Here is an 18,448-nt window from a genome sequence, read left to right as displayed (position 1 = left end):
TGAGCCTTTTTTACGCCTGAAGTTCCAGCCCGGCGAGACGTCTCCAGTAGCCGTTGCAGTCGCTGTTTGCCGTCAGCGGCAGCGGAGCGGCGCCGTTTTCATTGGCGCGGAAGGCGTCCAGCATCGCGAACACGCCGGTATCCAGCGGTGACAGACGCACCATGTCCACCAGCCCGTCCATCGACGCCAGCTCGTTGCCGAGGTTATAGACATAGCCGCTCATGGTCTGAATACCGTTGAGGACAAATACCTGCTGATTCTCCTGCGACAGCATGCTGCGTCCGTTCGGGTACTTGATGCAGCAGGTTTCGCATTCGTCTTTCGGGCGGTCTTCCGAGCGCGCGGTGAAGCAGCGGGCGGAGTAGGCCAGCGGCAGATGGCCGTAGCTCAGCACTTCCACTTCAAACTGATTGCGAATGCCCAGCTCGTCGCACTGTTTAAGCAGGTTTGCCAGCCAGTCGCGGGAGAGCTCTACCGGCATGCACCAGCGCGTCATTCCCTGTTTGAGCAGCAGGCGCAGGGTTACGGCGTTGTAGCAGTTTAGGGCATGGCCCGCGACAAACGGCAGCCTGCGTTCAGCGCACATGTTCACCACGCCCAGATCGCTCGCTTCCAGCAGGAACTCGCCGTTTTCAACGTAGCGCTTCAGCTCGCCCAGTTCGGACGACGCCTGCACAAGCGCGAGCGTGGAGAGCACTACCTGCTTGCCGCTTCCGGCCAGGCCTTTCGCCATATCCAGCCAGTCGCCCACTTTTGTGGCGCGGCGCTTGCTGCACACCGCTTCGCCGAGGTAAATCACGTCGGCGCTGCTGGTCGCGGCCTGTTGGTAAAAATCTTCCAGCGTCCCTTTTGGCCAGTAGTAGAGCACCGGTCCTAATGAATATTTCATGATGATCTCACTGCCATTTACGGTGATACGCGCCCAGCGTGGTTTGTGTGCCTTCGGACATCGAACCAAGCGTTTCCATCCAGGCCTGCTGTGGAGCGTAGTTCTGCGGATCCGCCATGCAGCGGTCGATGGCCTGACGCCACACTTTCGCTACCTGGCTCACGTAGGCCGGGCTACGCTGACGTCCTTCGATTTTCACCGAGGCAATATTGGCCGCCAGCAGTTCCGGCAGTAGCTCCAGCGTATTGAGGCTGGTCGGCTCCTCCAGCGCGTGATAGCGCTCGCCGTCGACCAGATAGCGGCCTTTACACAGGGTTGGATAACCGGCGTTTTCACCGTCCTGGTAGCGGTCGATCAGCACCTCATTCAGGCGGGATTCCAGCCCCTGTGGGGTTTGCTGCCAGCGGACAAAGCGGGCAGGAGAGCAGGCCCCGACGGTATTCGGCGATTCACCGGTTAAATAAGAGGAAAGATAGCAACGGCCTTCAGCCATGATGCACAGGCTGCCAAAGGCAAAAACTTCCAGTGGCACTGGCGTGACGCGCGCGAGTTGCTTAACCTGATGAATAGAGAGCACGCGCGGCAGCACCACGCGGGCCACGTCAAAGTGTTGATGATAAAAACGCACCGCCTCTTCGTTGGTGGCAGATGCCTGAACAGAGACGTGGCGCTCAATATGGGGATAGCGTTCTGCCGCATACTCAAGCATGGCGAGGTCGGCCAGGATCAGCGCATCGGCACCCAGCTGTGCCGCCATATCCACCGCGCGCTGCCAGCGGGCGTAGCCGTCAGGATGAGCAAAGGTATTGATGGCGATATGCAGCTTGCGGCGGTGCTGGTGAACGAAGTTAACGGCTTCCTGAAGCTTTTTCTCCGTAAAGTTGAGGCCAGCAAAATGGCGGGCGTTGGTATCATCTTTCAGCCCGATATAGACCGCATCGGCCCCATTTTCGATGGCCGCCTTAAGCGCCGGAAGGTTTCCGGCAGGGCAGAGCAGCTCCATAATTTATCCTGATGTAGTCGATCGCAAAATTGTTAACGAGCTGGGATTTTAATTAACCCATACGCGACAATTTTTGATTTAAGGCAGCTAATGGCGTATTGATGACACCAATAATGAGGTACGGCTGACGACGGTTTGTTGATTTACGCCGCTATGTTGTGCTTCGGATATGGCAAAATAGCAGGACTATAGATATCAGGGAGTAAAGCTCGTGCTGGATAAACTGCGTTCACGTCTCGTACAATTTGGACCATCAATGCTGAGCGTGCCGGTCAAGCTGGCGCCGTTCGCGCTAAAACGCCAGGTGCTGGAGCAGGTCCTGAGCTGGCAGTTCCGCCAGGCGCTGCAGGACGGCGAGCTGGAATTCCTGGAAGGCCGCTGGTTAAGCATTGAGGTGCGTGACATCGGGCTGCGCTGGTTTACCTCCGTTGAGAATGACCAGCTGATCGTACGCGAATCCGCCGACGCGGATGTGAGCTTTAGCGCCAACGCCAGCGATCTGCTGATGATCGCCGCGCGCAAGCAGGATCCGGATACGCTCTTCTTCCAGCGCCGTCTGGTGATTGAAGGCGACACGGAGCTGGGCCTGTACGTGAAGAATTTAATGGATGCCATTGAGCTGGAGCAGATGCCAAAAGCGCTGCGCGTGATGTTAATGCAAATGGCAGATTTCGTTGAGGCCGGGCTGAAAACCCCGCCGGACGGTAAACACACTTCAGTAGGTGAGCCATGCTGATTCGAGTCGAAATTGGGATTGATGCGCCGGGGATCGATGCGTTGTTACGCCGCGCCTTTGCGAGCGATGCCGAAGCCCAACTGGTCCACGACCTTCGCGAGGATGGCCTGATTACGCTGGGGCTGGTTGCCACCGATGACGAAGGTCAGGTGGTGGGCTATGTTGCCTTCAGTCCGGTCATCGTTCAGGGCGAAGAGCTGCAGTGGGTCGGCATGGCGCCGCTGGCGGTAGATGAAAGCTATCGCGGGCAAGGTCTGGCGCGCCAGCTGGTCTATGAAGGGCTGGATTCGCTCAATGAGTTTGGCTATGCAGCCGTTGTCACGCTGGGCGATCCGGCGTTCTATGGCCGTTTAGGCTTTGAGCAGGCCGCGCATTACGATCTGCGCTGTCGCTGGCCGGGTACGGAATCCGCTTTCCAGGTCCACCGTCTGGCGGACGACGCGCTCAACGGCGTCAACGGCCTGGTCGAGTATCACGACCATTTCAATCGCTTTTAATCAGGCTCTCGCGTAGCGCCTCAAAGGAGCCGTCTCCGGTCACGAGGCGCTCTTTCTGGCGCTTCGTCAGCTGCTTGATGCGGTATTCCAGCCTGAGCGCCAGCGATCGGTCGCCGACTGCCGCTGAGAAGGCGAGCTGTAATTCCCCTTTCCCCCGCAGCGCTTTTGCCCCTTTCCCCGTTTGATGTTGTAAAAAACGCCGCGCCACATCGGTGGTGATCCCGGTGTAGAGGGCGTTATCAGCGGTTCGGACAAGATAGAGAAACCAGCACACGGTAAACGGATTCAGTATGTTAAGGTGAACGCACCATAGCATGAGAGGGAACGAAAATGGAAACACTGGCCGCCATTAACCGCTGGCTGGCAAAGCAGCATGTTGTCACCTGGTGCGTCTATGACGAGGGGGAAATGTGGTGCGCAAATGCGTTTTACTACTACGATCCTGAGCGCGTGGCTTTTTATGTCATGAGCGAAGACAAAACGCGGCATGCGCAGATGACCGGCCAGCAGGCAAAGGTGGCGGGGACGGTAAACGGCCAGCCGAAAACGGTCGCGCTGATCCGCGGCGTGCAGTTTAAAGGGGAGATCCGTCGTCTGGATGGTGAAGAGAGCGACGCGCGCCGTAAGCTCTACACGCGCCGCTTTCCCGTTGCCGCTGCGCTAAAAGCCCCGGTGTGGGAAATCCGCCTCGATGAGCTGAAATTTACCGACAACACCCTGGGCTTTGGCAAGAAGCTGCACTGGTTACGCGCCGAGCAGGCGTAGCGCTTCGCGGTTAAACGCCGGGAGATCGTCCGGGGTTCGGCTGGTGATCAGCTGGTCTTTGTCGTTGACCACCTCCTGATCGTAAAACTCGGCCCCCGCATTTTTCAGATCGATAACGATCGGTTTCACGGCGGTAAGCTTACGCCCGCGGACCACGTCTGCGCTGATGAGCAGCTGCGGGCCGTGGCAGATGGCAAAGACCGGTTTGCCGGTAGAGACAAAATCCCGGGTGAAGGTCACGAAGCGCTCGTCCCCGCGCAAGGAATCCGGGGAATGGCCGCCGGGTAACAGCAGGGCGTCAAAATCTGAGGGACTCACGTTATCGATGGTCTCATCGATGGTTACGGTCGCCTCGCCCTTATGGCCTGTCACCGTTTTACCCGCCTCTTTCTCAATGGTGATGACCTCATGTCCCGCCTTGCGGAACGCCTCTGCTGGAGAGGTGAATTCTGAATCTTCAAACTCGTCGGTAATCAAGACTGCGATTTTCTTGCCCATGCTTCCTCCGTTGTTTTGGCTTCAGACTGATTTTTCTCCGCTTGTGGTAAATACTTACCCGTAACAGACTTCTAAGTGTGGTCGACGACGCTGAGTTCGCAAACGGACAATTCTGTAAAGGGGAAAAGATGAGTCAGGTATTGATTACAGGTGCTACCGGGTTAGTGGGCGATCATCTGCTGCGGCTGCTGATTCAGGATCGCCGCGTGAACTATATCGCCGCACCGACGCGTCGACCGCTGGCGGACATATCCGGCGTCTTTAATCCGCACGATCCTCAGCTGACCGACGCGCTGGCGCAGGTGCAGGATCCCATTGATATCGCCTTTTGCTGTCTGGGCACCACGCGGCGGGAGGCGGGCAGCAAAGAGGCATTTATCCACGCCGACTATACGCTGGTGGTGGATACCGCGCTCACGGCGAAAAAGCTGGGGGCCAAACATTTTCTGGTGGTCAGCGCGCTGGGCGCCAGTGCCGGATCGCCTTTCTTCTACAACAAGGTGAAGGGCAAGATGGAGGATGCGCTGATTGCGCAGAAATGGGAGCAGCTGACGATTGTGCGCCCCTCGATGCTGATCGGCCACCGGGACGAACGCCGGTTTAACGAGTCGATATTTGCCCCGCTGTTTCGCATTCTTCCCGGCAACTGGAAATCCATCGAGGCACGGGACGTCGCGCGCGCGATGTTAAAAGAGGGGCTGGCCCCGTCGAAAGCGGGCGTAAACATTATCCCTTCGGCAAAACTGCGTGAAATCGCGCAGGGCGAGGCGTAAACTCCCCCGGCTAATAACCTAATACTCTCCGGGGAATGCTATGACTGGTCAGTCTTCATCTCAGGCGGCAACACCTGTTCAGTGGTGGAAGCCCGCACTCTTCTTTCTCGTGGTCATTGTTGGCCTCTGGTACGTGAAATGGCAGCCGTACTACGGCAAAGCCTTCACCGCCGCCGAAACGCACAGCATCGGTAAATCTATTCTCGCACAGGCTGATTCCAGCCCGCTTCAGGCGGCGTGGGACTACGCCATGGTCTACTTCCTTGCCGTCTGGAAGGCCGCCGTCTTAGGCGTGATCCTGGGGTCACTGATTCAGGTGCTTATCCCGCGCAACTGGCTGGTGAAAACCCTTGGGCAGCCGCGCTTTCAGGGCACGCTGCTGGGGACGATTTTCTCGCTGCCGGGCATGATGTGTTCCTGCTGCGCCGCGCCCGTGGCCGCAGGTATGCGCCGTCAGCGCGTGTCGATGGGCGGCGCGCTGGCGTTCTGGATGGGGAACCCGCTGCTCAACCCGGCAACGCTGGTGTTTATGGGCTTTGTGCTGGGCTGGCATTTTGCGTTCATCCGTCTGGTCGCCGGGCTACTGACCGTACTGGTGGTGGCGACGCTGGTGCAAAAATGGGTGAAGGACACCGCCGCAGAACCCGCAGCCGTTGAGCTGGACGTCAGCGAGCCGCAGGGGGAATTCTTTGTGCGCTGGGGCAGGGCGCTATGGCAGCTTTTCTGGAGCACCATCCCGGTCTATATCCTGGCGGTACTGGTTCTGGGGGCGGCGCGCGTCTGGCTCTTCCCGCATGCGGATGGCGCTATCGACAACACGCTGATGTGGGTCATTGCGATGGCCGTTGCAGGCTGTCTGTTTGTGATCCCAACGGCGGCGGAGATCCCGATTGTTCAGACCATGATGCTGGCCGGTATGGGCACCGCGCCGGCGCTGGCGATGCTGATTACGCTGCCGGCGATCAGCCTGCCGTCGCTTATCATGCTGCGTAAGTCGTTCCCGGCGAAAGCGCTGTGGCTGACCGCAGGGCTGGTGGCGTTGAGCGGGGTGATGGTGGGGAGTATTGCGTTGATGTAAAAAAATCCCGGTGGCGGTGACGCTTACCGGGCCTACAAAAAAATCCCCTCAAGCGAGGGGATTTTTTTTATTTTATGTAAGTAAACGCGGTGGTGACGTGCTTCACGCCGCTCACCCGGCTAGCGATATCGGCCGCCGCTTTCCCTTCACGGTCGGTCACCAGACCCAGCAGGAACACTTCGCCGTTTTCAGTCGTCACTTTCACATTGGAGGATTTCACCTGGTCCGAACCCAGCAGCTGGGAACGCACTTTGGTGGTGATCCAGGTATCGGAAGAGGCGTCACCCAGGCCAATTGGCTTGCCCTGACGCACTTCGTTAAACACCTCTGTGGTACCTTCTACGCCCATCGCAATCTGTTTCGCACGAGAGGCGAGCTCCAGATTCGGCGCCTGGCCTGCCAGCAGCACTTTGCCCTGATAAGCCGTCACGTTGATACGCGCTTCTTTCTTGATTTGTTCGTCTTTCGACAGCGCACTGTTGACGCGCAGCTCCAGCGTACCGTCATCCACCTGCGTCCCCACGGAGCGCGGATCGGTCGCTGCTTTGGTGCCCACTGCAGCGGTGCCCACAACGGCCGCAGCGATACATCCCTGAAGCAGTAACGCAGACATAAGGACTGCGAGGGTCGATAAAGCCTTCATAAGAACTCCTTAATCATCCTGGTGAGGGAAAAGCGTGTTATCGATCAAATCACATAAGCAGTTCACCGTGAGCATATGCATCTCCTGAATACGCGCGCTCCGGTGAGAAGGAATGCGGATTTCCACATCCTGCGGCCCAAGCAGACCCGCCAGCTCACCCCCGTCATAGCCGGTTAAGGCCACGATTGTCATGTCGCGGGTGACGGCGGCTTCAACGGCTTTGACAATGTCCCGGCTATTGCCGCGCGTGGAGATGGCCAGCAGCACATCTCCGGCGTGACCCAGGGCTCGCACCTGCTTTGCATAAATTTCGTCATGCAGACGATCGTTAGCAATCGCCGTTAAGACCACATTATCGGTATTAAGTGCAATGGCGGGTAAACTCGGGCGTTCTGTTTCAAAGCGATTGATCATGCTGGCAGCAAAATGCTGTGCGTTGGCGGCTGACGTGCCGTTGCCACAACAGAGGATTTTGTTGCCATTAAGCAGGGATTGCACCAGCGTCATTGCGGCACGCGAGATAGCATCCGGAAGGGCTTCCGCCGCGGCAATCTGAGTCTGGATGCTTTCTGTGAAGCACACTTTAATTCTTTCGAGCACGTTATCCCTTTTAAATCTTAATTATGCGTCTTCGCCAAAAGCGTTTTTAAGCCATTCGATCTTATTTCCGGTGAAGGCTATCACATCGAACCGGCAATCCACAGTATCAAAGCTCCCATTATGGCGGGCAAGCCACAAGTGGGCAGTCTGTAATAATTTATGTTGTTTGGCGAGCGTCACGCTGGCGGCAGCACCGCCAAAACGGGAGGACTGTCGAAAGCGGACTTCTACAAACACGATGACCTGACCGTCTTTCATGATCAGGTCGATTTCGCCGCCGCGCCCGCGGACGTTAGCAGCGATAAAGCGCAGTCCTTTGCCTTCAAGCCAGCGACGCGCCTTTAACTCCCACGCATCGCCGGTCTCTTTACGGCTTAACTGGCCGGGACGATTTGCCCCTGCTGGTATTTGAGCCATGATAACTTCCTGTTGATCACGCAGTCCTGAGTCGCGGTCAGATCGCCGGTGTTGCCGTTAAGCTCAAAGCCCGGCACCTGACGCATCTGGGTAAAGTGGTTCGCCAGCGCCCAGGCATCGACACCCATCGCATACAGACGCGCCAGTGAATAATCGTTACGTACGGTACTTAGCGCCTGCTGCATCAGCGCCGGGTTGCTGCCTGCCAGCATCGGGATTTCGCTGTACTGCAGACCGTCCATTTCCAGACGGAAATCCGGGCCTGCGGTGCCCTGCGCGCTGCGCGAGCTGGCGTAGAGCGTTGCGCCGCTCTGGCTGCCGTTACGCATCGCGATCATCGGTTTGATAAAGGCGATCTCCTGCGGCGTGGCAACGATATAGGCCGCATCTACTTTACCGCCACCGCTAATCTGCGCATCGGTAGGTGGGGCAGGGATCGTCAGGCCGCCAATCGTCACGCTCTGCTGCTGCGGCAGGCTTGCGGTGACCGGGCTACCGTTAAGCGCGATACCCGCCCCGCCGTTGACGCCCGCGCGCAGTTCAGAGACGGAACCGAATTTCTGCTGCAGCACCACGCCGCCGCCGAGCTTCTGCCACTCATCGGCAAAGGCATTGGCCACGCGATCGCCCAACGCGCTGCGTGGGATGAGCAGCAGCGGAGCCTGCTTACCCTGCTCGTGAATATGGCGCGCCGCATCGCGGGCTTCATCTTCAGGGGAAAGCGCGAAGTAGCAAATATTGGCTCGGTTCTGAACCTGCTCAGGCTGGTTGAGCGCCAGCACGTTCAGCGTGGTATTGCTCTTCATCAGCTCTTCCACGTTGTTTTTCAGCAGCGGACCGACAACGATGCTCGCCCCGTCCTGTTGAACCTGCGCCAGAACCTGATCAAGCGGCTGCGAGCTAGTGTCGTAAATTTTCAACTCAGCGCCCGGGTTGGCACTGGTGGTTGCCACGGCCTGCGGCTGCGCAGCAGGTTGGGCCGCGGGTTGTGCAGGCTGCGGTTGAGGCTGTTCTGCCGTTGCGTCAGGCGCTGGCGCCGATTGCGTCTCGGCCGGAACCTGAGTAGCGGGTGCTGTAGTAGCCGGGGCTGCCGCAGCCGGTGCAGCTGTAGTCGGAGGCGTCGTCGGGGCCGTCACCGGGTTTTGCATCGTACCCTGCGCCGGCGCTTGCGCCGTGGTCAGGTCGCTGGTCTCCGCTGCGGACGGGCTGACCACATCATTCACGTTAGCCGCCTGGGCCGCCTGCGCGGGAACCGCGCTGCCGGTTACCGAGGTGGTACCGTTTTTCGCGGCTTCAAAGCCCTGCTGAATGGTACGGCCAAACACCGCCGCCTGGCCGTTGAGCGGCAGAAGCAGAGCGATTTTGCTGGTGGACGCTGGCTTAAAGTTCTGCACGTTCACCAGCTGGGTTGGCAGCATTTTCGCACCCGGGTTTTGCGGGTAGCGCGTCTGCCAGTCCGTAATACCGGCTTTGAGCATCTTTGGATCGCTGCGGTTGTTAAACCACATCTGCTGCAGATCCAGCCAGCCCTGAAGAACGTTTTCATCGGCGTTGATGACCAGCGCCTGCGCCTGTTCCTGGGTCATTGAGGCAAGCGCTTGCCAGGTGGCATCGATATTTTTCTGCTTGTCGGCACCGCCGAGCAGCGGCTCTTGCGCGACGAGGGCGCGGAGCAGCGTCAGGGAAGGGCGCCCCTGCTCCGCGGTAATGCCCGCCTGCCAGAAGCGAGCCTGCTGATTTTTATCCAGCGCGCTCACGTCAATATCCCCGAGGATCTTCTTCGCGGCGGCGTAATCTTTCAGCGCGACCTTCAGCTCGGCAGAGAGCAGGCTCTGCTCACGACGCTGGGCGTCGTTAAGATCTTTTGGCAACTGGTTAAACAGTTCGGCTGCCTGCTGGGTTTTACCCTCTTTCAGCAGTGCACGAATGGCGAGTAATTGCCAGTTGGTCTTGGTATCATTTGAACTCTGCGACATTTGTTGCAGATAAAAGCCAGAATCAGCCTGAGCAGAACCCTGAAGATGGGCGGTGCTCTGGTCAGGTGCCTGGGTGCCACAGCCTGCAAAGATCAGGGCTGCCAGCAGAAGCGGCACGCTGCGCGTGGCTTTTTTTCGAAGAAACGTTAACGGTACCATACTGTATCCAGTGATTTTTTTACGCAATGCTCAATATTAAATCGGCAATACGGACGAAACAATGAAACAACACGAAACGGCAGATAATTCTCAAGGCCAGCTTTATATTGTACCTACTCCTATCGGGAATTTGTCTGATATTACCCAACGTGCGCTCACCGTACTGCAAGCTGTTGATTTAATTGCTGCTGAAGATACCCGCCACACCGGCTTACTACTGCAACATTTCGCGATTAATGCCCGTTTGTTTGCTCTGCACGATCACAATGAGCAACAAAAAGCCGAAACGCTGGTGGCGAAGCTGAAAGAGGGACAGAACATTGCCCTGGTCTCCGATGCCGGTACGCCGCTGATCAACGATCCCGGCTATCACCTGGTGCGTACCTGTCGTGAAGCCGGTATTCGCGTTGTGCCGCTGCCGGGGCCGTGCGCTGCCATTGCTGCGCTGAGTGCGGCGGGTCTGCCGTCTGACCGTTTCTGCTATGAAGGCTTCCTGCCTGCTAAATCCAAAGGCCGCCGTGACGTGTTAAAAGATCTGGAAGCGGAACCGCGCACCCTGATTTTCTACGAATCCACGCACCGCCTGCTGGAGAGCCTGGAAGATATGGTGACCGTGTGGGGAGAAGCCCGCTACGTGGTGCTGGCGCGCGAGCTGACCAAAACCTGGGAAACCATTCACGGTGCCCCAGTGGGTGAACTGCTGGCGTGGGTGAAGGAAGACGAAAACCGCCGCAAGGGCGAAATGGTGCTGATTGTCGAAGGGCATAAGGCGCAGGAAGACGCGCTGCCAGCCGACGCGCTGCGCACGCTGGCGCTGCTGCAGGCGGAACTGCCGCTGAAGAAGGCCGCTGCGCTGGCGGCGGAAATTCACGGCGTGAAGAAAAATGCGCTGTATAAGCATGCGCTGGAGCAGCAGGGGGAGTAAGCCCCTGCCGCCTGTTTTGCCGGGTGGCGGCTGCGCCTAACCCGGCCTGCAGATCGTTATGCGTCTTTTAGCTAACTGGCACCGCCTCAAACACCAGCGTTTCCAGCGGCTGCAGCGTAATCACCACCGCGTTTTTATACTCCTCCGGTACGGTTGAATTACTGCCGTACACCGCTTTCAGACGAAACTGCGCCGCGTTTCCTGTCGGGATTTCAAAATCTTTTGTTAAATCCAGGTAGTAGCTTTGCGGCTTATCCGACGGGTTACGCAAGCCGAGAATCGCTTTGTCCTTGCTCCAGGATGCCCAGCCGTAAACCTGCAGCGCGGTTGGATCGCCACCAATCCAGTGGGTATCCACCAGCACGCCGGCGTTTTCCCGCGACCACTTCGCGGCCCGCGCCAGGGTGTCCCACTTCGCCTTATTCAGCATTGAAGGGGTGATATACAGCTCCTGCAGCTGGGTTCCGGTGGCGAAGTAGCTCCAGACCTGATCGGCAAAGTCGCTGTCCGTTTGCACCTTCTCCAGCCCGTAATAGGCGTTTTCCGCGCTAACGATCCCGTGGTACATCAGCGAGTTCAACGGGAACAGCGGCCCTTTGCGAACAATGGAGCGGTACGTTTCCGCATCGCGGTAGGTCATCCACTGCTGCACCGGCGTGCCGGGACCGTACAGGTTGATGTCATCGCCCTGGCGCCAGATGGAATCAGCGTAGAACAGCCAGGACGGGCTGGCGTTGGTACCTGTCGTCAGGTTAATAAACAGATTCGGGTTGGCGCTGCGCATGTTGTGCAGCAGAGCGATAGAGGCGTCAAAATCCGAGGCGAACGGGCTGCCCTTAATATGCGAATTGGCATTACCCATCCCGTCCAGCTTGAACGAGGTAATGTGCTCGTTTTTAATTAGCTTAACGATCTGCTCATTGAAGTTTTTAAAATAGTTTGGGCCTGACAGCGCCAGCTTCCCGTCTACCGTTTCGAAACCGTACTCTTTTGCATGCGAGACGCGAGTGTCGCGCGGTTTGTTATATCCACCCCACGGCGAGAGCCACAGTCCAACGGAGCTGTGCATGCTGTCAGCTTTTTCCCGAACTTTGCTAAAACCGTTGCTGAATGCCGGGCCAAACAGCCAGCGTCCGGTCAGGTCATCCCAGCCATCGTCAAGCAGGAACGCATCCAGCGCCACGCCGCGCCCGGTGATAAATTCCTTATTCCATTCATCCATCCGCCCCAGCACGTCCTGCTCGGAGTACGGGGTAAAGAAGCCGATATCCATCCAGCTGTTGTAGTGTAAATAAGGCTTATACGAACGCGGGCGGACGGCATCAATAAACTGGTTTACGCTGCGGCGCAGCTGGCTGGTCTCCGGGAAGGTGCCGAACCAGGTGGTAAAGCTGACCGGCGACTCTGGCTGAATCGGCGTTTTCAGCTCTACGTTGAGATTGGTGGTCGCTTCATAGGCGTAAGTGTTAACGATAGGCTTGTCAGGCAGAATAAAGAACGAGTCTGCGACGATCGGCGAGCTGTTAATCGCCCCGTCTACGTAAGGTGCCTGAGCCTGCTTTTTGGTCGGGAAGAAGGTAATTTTTGCCACGTCTCGCGGCTGACCAACGGCGGCAACGGTGTAGTCAATGCTGGCGTATTTCCCCTTCACCAGGTTCAGCTTCACCGTTACGTTAAAGTCCGGATGGGTGAAATCGATGACCAAGCCGCTGTCCTGCTTTTCGACATGCTTGATTTTAAAATCAGCGGTGTGGATTTTCGTCTCGTCCGGCAGCGTTAGAAAGAATAGCTCCTGCGGCGTGAGCGGATGGTTAGCCCTGGTGTCCTTAACCACTACCGTTGAGTTTGCATCATCAAATGACAGAGCAATATTGTCGTTACCGAGCGCGTAGTTCGCGGCCACCGCGCTATGGGAAACGCACATGGCCAGCACTGAGAGTGCGAGGATTTTTTTCATCAGCGTAAGCTCCTTTTTAATCAGGCTTCTGCCGGAAGCAGCAATCGGTTTGCCGAGCCGCAAACGGCGATCTTGCTTCTGACCACCTCTTTCATGGCGTCCATGCCGACCCGCATATAGAAGCGCGGATCGTTACCCTGCGGGTTTTCGGCAAACCAGGCCTTAACCGCGTCAGAGAAAGCAATTTTCAGCTCGGTCGCCACGTTGACTTTGCACACGCCCAGCTCGATGGTGCGGCGAACAAACTCATCCGGCACATCGCTCGCGCCGTGCAGCACCAGCGGCACGGTGACCACTTCGCGAATTTCCGCCAGCCGCTGGAAGTCGATTTTCGGGCGTTTGGTATAAAGGCCGTGGGCGGTGCCGATGGCGACGGCGAGGCTGTCAACGCCGGTCAGTTCGACGAAGCGTTTTGCCTCCTGCGGATCGGTGAGGAATGCGCTTTCCGCGTCCACGCTCATGTCATCTTCCATGCCGCCCAGACGGCCCAGCTCGGCCTCGACGCTGCAGTCGTTGAGGTGGCAGAAATCGACCACCGACTTCACCAGCTTCACGTTTTGTTCAAACGGGTAGTGGCTGCCGTCGATCATCGCGCTGCGCACGCCCGCGTTGACCTTGCGGCGAATATCGTCCAGCGATTCGTGGTGATCGAGGTGCAGCGCCAGCGGCATGTCGTAGGTGTGGGAGTAGGCGCTGCACAGGGCGTAGATCTCTTCCAGCGCAATATGCTTAAAGGTGCCCGGCGTGCCCGCGAGGATCACCGGCGATCGCATTTCGCTGCACGCTTCGAGGATCGCCTGGATCGTCTCCGCGTTGTGGATGTTGAACGCCGGAACGGCGTAGCCTTTTGCCTGCGCGTCCTGCAGAAGATATTTCGTCGAGATAATACTCATAATCAGATCCTCTTAAGCCTGCCACGGATGAATAACGACGCCCTGCACCACGCGGTTGACCGTCCCGCTGGCCGATGGCGTATCGGGCGTAATGCCTGCGCTAAGCGACTGGGTGAGCGCAAAGACCTGGGCATACATCAGGAAGCAGAACGCCTGTTCCATATCAATAAACGGACGTGAAGGCGGCAGCAGAATGTGCGGACCCGCTTCAATGACCGGATCGTTTTCAGCGGCGATGGCGACGACGCGCAGGGCCTGGCGATCGCGGCGCAGCTCGGCCAGCAGATCCAGATCGTACTGACGCGTATATGGATGGCTGGAGATGAACACCACCACCAGCGTTTCATTGTCTACCAGCGACTTCGGCCCGTGACGGAAGCCCGTAGGGGAGTCGTAAAATGCCGCCAGCTTGCCCGCCGTCAGTTCCAGCACCTTCAGCGCCGATTCGCGCGCCGCGCCCTGCAGGCCGCCGCTTCCCAGATACACGATCCGTTTCCACGGTTCGCTGCCAAAGACGCCGTGGCTGAAATCCCCGAACGAGGCGAGGATCGCCTGACAGCGATCGGCGACGTCGCGGAAGGTGTGGCTATTGATCGTTTCCGGGGCGAACACGGCCAGACAGCTCGCCATCATGGTGGTGATGCTGCTGGTCATCGCGAACCCGCGATCGTGCGTTTCGGCAGGCATCAGCAGGGCAAAGGCGTTATCGCTGTCGACGGCGTTCTGGTACAGGCTCCCCGCCTCGTTGCAGGTAATGGACAGGTGATAGCACTCCGGCACGAACTGGTTTGCCAGCTCAACGGCCGCGACGCTTTCCGGACTGTTGCCGGAGCGGGCAAACGAAACCAGCAGCAGCGGGTGCCCAGGGCTGAAGTAGTCCATCGGGTTCGTGACCAGATCGGTTGTCGGGACGGCGGTGAAGTTTTTCCCGGTGTGGCTTGAAAGCCATGGCGCAATGATATCGCCGATAAAGGCGGACGTGCCCGCGCCGGTCAGGACGATCCGCAGATCGCGCTTGCGCAGCAGCGGCGTCAGGAAACTGTCGATCGAAGCACGCAGGTTATCGATGTTGTTGAGCGAGCGGATCCAGCTGGCAGGCTGCTGGCGGATCTCTTCCTCGGTCCAGGTGCCGGTTGCGGTGGCGGTAGTGGTTTGTTGCATAACTCAGTCCTTAGTCGTGTGAATTCCACATCAGACGCTGGCAATCGTGTCGCTATCTTTCGTTTCGTTTCACTTGTTCACTTAAGCAGTTAAATAAAATCTATAGAAAAGAAATCGAAACTTCAATGAAAGAAAAGAAATAAAACGAAAAGTGTGATCGTGAAAGGAAAGGGAAAATTTAAGGAAAGGAAAAGAAAGGCCTTACGGTTTCAGGCCGTAAAGCCAAAAGGAGACACAATGAAAGGGCTAAAGGGGGAGAGCCTGGCCCTGAATCCAGATCCGCTGGAGGTGTAAACCCCCGTCCAGCGCAATAATATTGGCGCGTTTGCCCGGGGCTAAGGATCCAAGCTGATCGTCAACGCCCAGCAGCCGGGCAGGGTGCAGCGAGGCCATATGGATCGCCTCTTCGGCTGTTACGCCCGCATACACCACCATATTCCTGACCGCGGCATCCAGCGACAGCGTACTGCCCGCCAGCCCGCCGGAGCCGGTTCGAACCACGCCGTTTTGCATCGTGACCTCTTCACCGCACAGGGTATACCGACCGTCCGGCATACCTGCCGCCTGCATGGCATCGGTAATCAGCACCACGCGATGCTGAGCGCAGCAGCAGCATAAACGCATCGCTCCCGGATGGACGTGGTGGCCGTCGGCAATCAGCTCCAGCCACGCCCGTTTGTCCGTCAGCCCTGCGCCGACCATGCCGGGCTCTCTGTGGTGCAAACCCGTCATACCGTTGTAGCAGTGCACCAGCCCGTCGGCACCCGCATCAAACGCGGCGAGAGTTTGCCGGTACGTAGCAGCGCTGTGGCCCAGCATGACGCGGATACCGCGCTGTTTAAGATGATGAATCGCCTGCAGCGCGCCGGTTTTTTCCGGCGCGAGCGCCACCACCCGTAGCGTGCTCTGTGAAACGTCAATCAGCCTGTCCAGCTCGGCGATATCCAGTTCCCGGAATAGCTCGGGCGGATGCGCCCCTTTGTTCTGGGGCGTAAAGTACGGTCCTTCCAGATAACTGCCCAGGATCTGCGCGCCGGGTCCGCCGGACTGACTGCGCCGGGCGATACGCATCAGTGCGCTGTGGATGGCTTCCATCGGCGCGGTCACGGTGGTGGGCAGAAATGCGCCCACGCCTTCACGCGCTTTATGCATCGCCAGGGTGTCCAGCACGTCGGGCACATCATCCATGACGTCCACGCCCGCGCCGCCGTGGACGTGCGTATCGATATACGCCGGGCAAAGCAGCTCCGCATCGCGTGCCGTAACGCCCGCCGGGATGGGTTCAATCGCCGCAACCGCGCCGCTTTCAATGCGTAGCTGGTGGTCGTCCAGCCAGCCCTGTTCGGTAAGGATCCGTCGCGCGCGCAGCAGCTGGCTCATATCCCTTCCTCAGCCGGAGCTTCCTCGCGACAGCGCCCCAGCTCGTCGACCAGGCTCGTCAGGCCGCGGTGCCCGCACTCCAGCGCCTGCAGACGAAACGCCTCGCTGCTTAATCCGTCGCGCTCCAGCACCATCTCCAGCAGCAGCTGCAGGTTGGTGCCGGTGATAACTTCACTGCCCGGCCGTTGCATGGCGAGCGTCGATGCCACGCGAAACGGCGTGCCGCCGAGCAGGTCGGTGAGAAACACAATATCGTGCTCTGCATCGAGTTCACTCACTGCCTGCTCAAGCTGAGCGATCAGCCGCGCGGTGGTGGAGGTTTCCGGAAAATCGATGGCAATAAACTGCGGCTGTTCGCCCAGGATCTGCTTCATCGCCTGCTCAAGTCCGCTGGCAAAACCGCCGTGACCCGTCAAAATAATGCCTAACATCGCAACCTCTTTGCTTTTACAGGAAGTGACAGAATTTACCGACAACGCCCAGCAGCACGGTGATACCGATCAGCCGCAGCGGGCTCCAGCCGCGGCGTACCAGCCAGAACATGGTCAGGGTGTAGACCAGCGGCAGGAACGCGGGCATCAGCTTGTCGATGACGTCGGCCTGCAGTTTGACGACCGCATCACCCGCCTTGATTTCGAGCGTGGTACTGAGGCGGACGTAGGTTGCCACCAGCGCGCCAATCACCGTCATCCCGACGATAGACGCCGCGTGGCCGACCTTTTTGGTGTTGGCTTTAATCAGCGGAATGGCCGCGACGCCCATCCGGTAAGCGTAGTGCGCCAGGCCAAAGCGCAGGCCGAGGTGTACCACGTTAAACAGCACGATAAAGACCACCGCGCCCAGAATCGAACCCTGCAGCGCCAGGCTGGCACCAATACCGCCGCAGATGGGCAGCAGGGTCAGCCAGAACATGGCGTCGCCAATACCGCCAAGCGGCGCGCCGACGGCAATTTTGGTGCTCTGGATGCTGTTCACATCCTGCTTGGAGCGCTCCATCGCCAGAATGATGCCGATAACAAAGGTCACCAGGAACGGGTGGGTGTTAAAGAAGCCCATATGCCCTTTCATCGCCCGCGCCAGGTCCCGCTTGTTGGTGTGGATCTTTTTCAACGCGGGCAGCAGCCCGTACAGCCAGCCGGAGGCCTGCATACGTTCGTAGTTAAACGAGGCCTGCAGCAGCATGGAACGCCAGGCCACGCGGTTGATATCCTTTTTCGTCAGCTCGGCACCGATGTTCTGGTCTTCGTAGACGTTTTCATTCACGCCGGTCAGCAGCGTCTCTTCGCTTTCAGTCACGCCCGGCAGGGTGGTGTGGTTAGATGCCATCTTCGAATTCCTCTTTCTGAGCGGCGGGAGCCGTCGGTTCAGGTGATTTACGCATCAGGTCGATCAGCGCCATGGCCAGCGCGGCCGCCGCAATCGCCAGCACCGGAAGCTTGAGCCAGGCGGCGGCGACAAAACCAATAATGAAGTAAGGGATGTAGACGTTTTTCATCATGATTTTCAGCAGCACGGCGAAGCCGATGGCTGGCATGATGCCGCCCGCGACGCCGAGGCCGTCAATCAGACGCGCTGGCAGAACGTCAATGGCGGTTTTCGCATGTTCCGCACCGAAGTAGATTGGCAGGAACGCGCACAGAAAATAGAAGATGCCGAGCGCCAGCAGCGCAAGATAGTTAACCCGTTCAATTCCGTTGGTGTCTGCATTGGCCGCCATGCGATCGCAGCGCGACATGACGCCGGACATCACCGAGAAGAGGAACGTAATCCCCATCTGTACCGCAACGGCAAACGGCACGGCGACACCAACCGCGACTTCTGGCTTCACGCCGGTGCTGATGGCAAACGCGGTCCCCACGATGGTGCCGATAATGACGTTAGGCGGCTGGGCACCGGCGAGCGGGGCCAGCCCCATCCAGACCAGCTCTAACGTACCGCCGGTCAAAATGCCGGTGTGCAGATCGCCCAGAATCAGGCCGACCAGCGGCCCGAGCACCACCGGGCGGTGCATGTGCGTTAACCCGTTAAACATATCCAGACCGGCGATAAAGGCGAGTATGCCCAACCCCAGCGCCTGCAACAGACTGATTTCCATTGT

The 18,448-nt window shown here is 58.4% G+C and carries 21 protein-coding genes; 6 read left to right on the top strand and 15 right to left on the bottom strand.

Going from position 1 to position 18,448, the window contains the following annotated elements; all coding sequences use genetic code 11:
* Positions 1–10: 10 nt before the first annotated feature.
* Together ADJ24_RS14550 and ubiU are read right to left on the bottom strand one after the other, a co-directional pair.
* Positions 11–889, bottom strand: a complete 879-nt coding sequence (locus tag ADJ24_RS14550) for a U32 family peptidase (RefSeq protein WP_023309327.1) — start codon at positions 887–889, stop codon at positions 11–13.
* A gap of 7 nt (positions 890–896) precedes the next feature.
* The gene (ubiU, locus tag ADJ24_RS14545) at positions 897–1,892 is read right to left on the bottom strand and encodes a ubiquinone anaerobic biosynthesis protein UbiU (protein ID WP_023309326.1); all 996 of its coding nucleotides are present in this window, start codon (positions 1,890–1,892) and stop codon (positions 897–899) included.
* 211 nt (positions 1,893–2,103) lie between these two features.
* On the opposite strand from ubiU, the gene ubiT reads away from it, so the two are divergent.
* Positions 2,104–2,628 (top strand): ubiquinone anaerobic biosynthesis accessory factor UbiT, encoded by a 525-nt coding sequence (gene ubiT / locus ADJ24_RS14540; protein WP_029739636.1) that lies wholly within the window; start codon positions 2,104–2,106, stop codon positions 2,626–2,628.
* On the top strand, positions 2,622–3,125 hold the full coding sequence (locus ADJ24_RS14535; RefSeq protein ID WP_023309324.1) for a GNAT family N-acetyltransferase: 504 nt from the start codon (positions 2,622–2,624) through the stop codon (positions 3,123–3,125). Before ubiT ends, ADJ24_RS14535 begins: the two co-directional genes overlap by 7 nt.
* Here ADJ24_RS14535 and ADJ24_RS14530 read toward each other — a convergent pair.
* Positions 3,112–3,441 carry a GIY-YIG nuclease family protein gene (locus tag ADJ24_RS14530; RefSeq protein ID WP_023309323.1) on the bottom strand — a complete coding sequence of 110 codons (330 nt, stop codon included), beginning with the start codon at positions 3,439–3,441 and terminating at the stop codon, positions 3,112–3,114. The two genes, ADJ24_RS14535 and ADJ24_RS14530, sit on opposite strands and share 14 nt — an antisense overlap.
* Positions 3,442–3,455: 14 nt before the next feature.
* Between ADJ24_RS14530 and ADJ24_RS14525 the strand changes: the two genes are divergently transcribed.
* On the top strand, positions 3,456–3,890 hold the full coding sequence (locus ADJ24_RS14525) for a YhbP family protein (protein WP_023309322.1): 435 nt from the start codon (positions 3,456–3,458) through the stop codon (positions 3,888–3,890).
* On the opposite strand, the gene ADJ24_RS14520 is transcribed toward ADJ24_RS14525, so the two are convergent.
* Positions 3,870–4,388 (bottom strand): type 1 glutamine amidotransferase domain-containing protein, encoded by a 519-nt coding sequence (locus ADJ24_RS14520; protein WP_023309321.1) that lies wholly within the window; start codon positions 4,386–4,388, stop codon positions 3,870–3,872. The two genes, ADJ24_RS14525 and ADJ24_RS14520, sit on opposite strands and share 21 nt — an antisense overlap.
* 128 nt (positions 4,389–4,516) lie before the next feature.
* Between ADJ24_RS14520 and ADJ24_RS14515 the strand changes: the two genes are divergently transcribed.
* Entirely contained in the window at positions 4,517–5,161 is a 645-nt protein-coding gene (locus tag ADJ24_RS14515; RefSeq protein WP_023309320.1) for an NAD(P)H-binding protein, read from the top strand.
* 40 nt (positions 5,162–5,201) lie between these two features.
* Entirely contained in the window at positions 5,202–6,239 is a 1,038-nt protein-coding gene (locus tag ADJ24_RS14510) for a permease (protein ID WP_023309319.1), read from the top strand.
* A 67-nt stretch (positions 6,240–6,306) separates the two neighbouring features.
* Here ADJ24_RS14510 and dolP read toward each other — a convergent pair whose 3' ends face one another.
* Genes dolP through ADJ24_RS14490 form a run of 4 tightly spaced genes read right to left on the bottom strand, consistent with a single transcriptional unit; the run spans position 6,307 to position 10,034 of the window.
* Complete coding sequence (dolP, locus tag ADJ24_RS14505; protein ID WP_023309318.1) at positions 6,307–6,882, bottom strand: division/outer membrane stress-associated lipid-binding lipoprotein; 576 nt, start codon at positions 6,880–6,882, stop codon at positions 6,307–6,309.
* Positions 6,883–6,891: 9 nt separating this feature from the next.
* Entirely contained in the window at positions 6,892–7,482 is a 591-nt protein-coding gene (diaA, locus tag ADJ24_RS14500; protein ID WP_003861754.1) for a DnaA initiator-associating protein DiaA, read from the bottom strand.
* 21 nt (positions 7,483–7,503) lie between these two features.
* Positions 7,504–7,899, bottom strand: coding sequence for a YraN family protein (locus ADJ24_RS14495; protein WP_023309317.1), 396 nt, complete (start codon positions 7,897–7,899; stop codon positions 7,504–7,506).
* Entirely contained in the window at positions 7,857–10,034 is a 2,178-nt protein-coding gene (locus ADJ24_RS14490; protein ID WP_023309316.1) for a penicillin-binding protein activator, read from the bottom strand. Before ADJ24_RS14490 ends, ADJ24_RS14495 begins: the two co-directional genes overlap by 43 nt.
* Before the next feature lie 61 nt (positions 10,035–10,095).
* Here ADJ24_RS14490 and rsmI point away from each other — a divergent pair, with 61 nt between their 5' ends.
* Complete coding sequence (gene rsmI / locus ADJ24_RS14485) at positions 10,096–10,959, top strand: 16S rRNA (cytidine(1402)-2'-O)-methyltransferase (protein WP_023309315.1); 864 nt, start codon at positions 10,096–10,098, stop codon at positions 10,957–10,959.
* Between the two features lie 67 nt (positions 10,960–11,026).
* On the opposite strand, the gene ADJ24_RS14480 is transcribed toward rsmI, so the two are convergent.
* The 7 genes from ADJ24_RS14480 to agaW all read right to left on the bottom strand — a co-directional run bounded on the left by ADJ24_RS14480 (position 11,027) and on the right by agaW (position 18,445).
* Positions 11,027–12,916, bottom strand: coding sequence for an enterotoxin (locus ADJ24_RS14480; RefSeq protein ID WP_023309314.1), 1,890 nt, complete (start codon positions 12,914–12,916; stop codon positions 11,027–11,029).
* A 20-nt stretch (positions 12,917–12,936) separates the two neighbouring features.
* Complete coding sequence (kbaY, locus tag ADJ24_RS14475; protein WP_023309313.1) at positions 12,937–13,809, bottom strand: tagatose-bisphosphate aldolase subunit KbaY; 873 nt, start codon at positions 13,807–13,809, stop codon at positions 12,937–12,939.
* A 12-nt stretch (positions 13,810–13,821) separates the two neighbouring features.
* On the bottom strand, positions 13,822–14,970 hold the full coding sequence (locus ADJ24_RS14470) for an SIS domain-containing protein (protein ID WP_023309312.1): 1,149 nt from the start codon (positions 14,968–14,970) through the stop codon (positions 13,822–13,824).
* A gap of 246 nt (positions 14,971–15,216) precedes the next feature.
* The gene (nagA, locus tag ADJ24_RS14465) at positions 15,217–16,350 is read right to left on the bottom strand and encodes an N-acetylglucosamine-6-phosphate deacetylase (RefSeq protein WP_023309311.1); all 1,134 of its coding nucleotides are present in this window, start codon (positions 16,348–16,350) and stop codon (positions 15,217–15,219) included.
* Positions 16,347–16,781 carry a PTS galactosamine/N-acetylgalactosamine transporter subunit IIA gene (agaF, locus tag ADJ24_RS14460; protein WP_023309310.1) on the bottom strand — a complete coding sequence of 145 codons (435 nt, stop codon included), beginning with the start codon at positions 16,779–16,781 and terminating at the stop codon, positions 16,347–16,349. Before agaF ends, nagA begins: the two co-directional genes overlap by 4 nt.
* Positions 16,782–16,797: 16 nt before the next feature.
* Positions 16,798–17,676, bottom strand: a complete 879-nt coding sequence (gene agaE, locus ADJ24_RS14455; protein ID WP_023309309.1) for a PTS N-acetylgalactosamine transporter subunit IID — start codon at positions 17,674–17,676, stop codon at positions 16,798–16,800.
* The gene (gene agaW / locus ADJ24_RS14450; protein ID WP_023309308.1) at positions 17,666–18,445 is read right to left on the bottom strand and encodes a PTS N-acetylgalactosamine transporter subunit IIC; all 780 of its coding nucleotides are present in this window, start codon (positions 18,443–18,445) and stop codon (positions 17,666–17,668) included. The genes agaE and agaW overlap by 11 nt, the downstream gene beginning before the upstream one ends.
* Between the last annotated feature and the right edge of the window lie 3 nt (positions 18,446–18,448).

Origin of the sequence: Enterobacter sp. 940_PEND (genome assembly GCF_001059415.1) — a bacterium.
GTDB lineage: Bacteria > Pseudomonadota > Gammaproteobacteria > Enterobacterales > Enterobacteriaceae > Enterobacter > Enterobacter cloacae_M.
The sequence above is the reverse complement of the archived record's forward strand: the minus strand, read 5'-3'. Positions and strand labels throughout refer to the sequence as shown.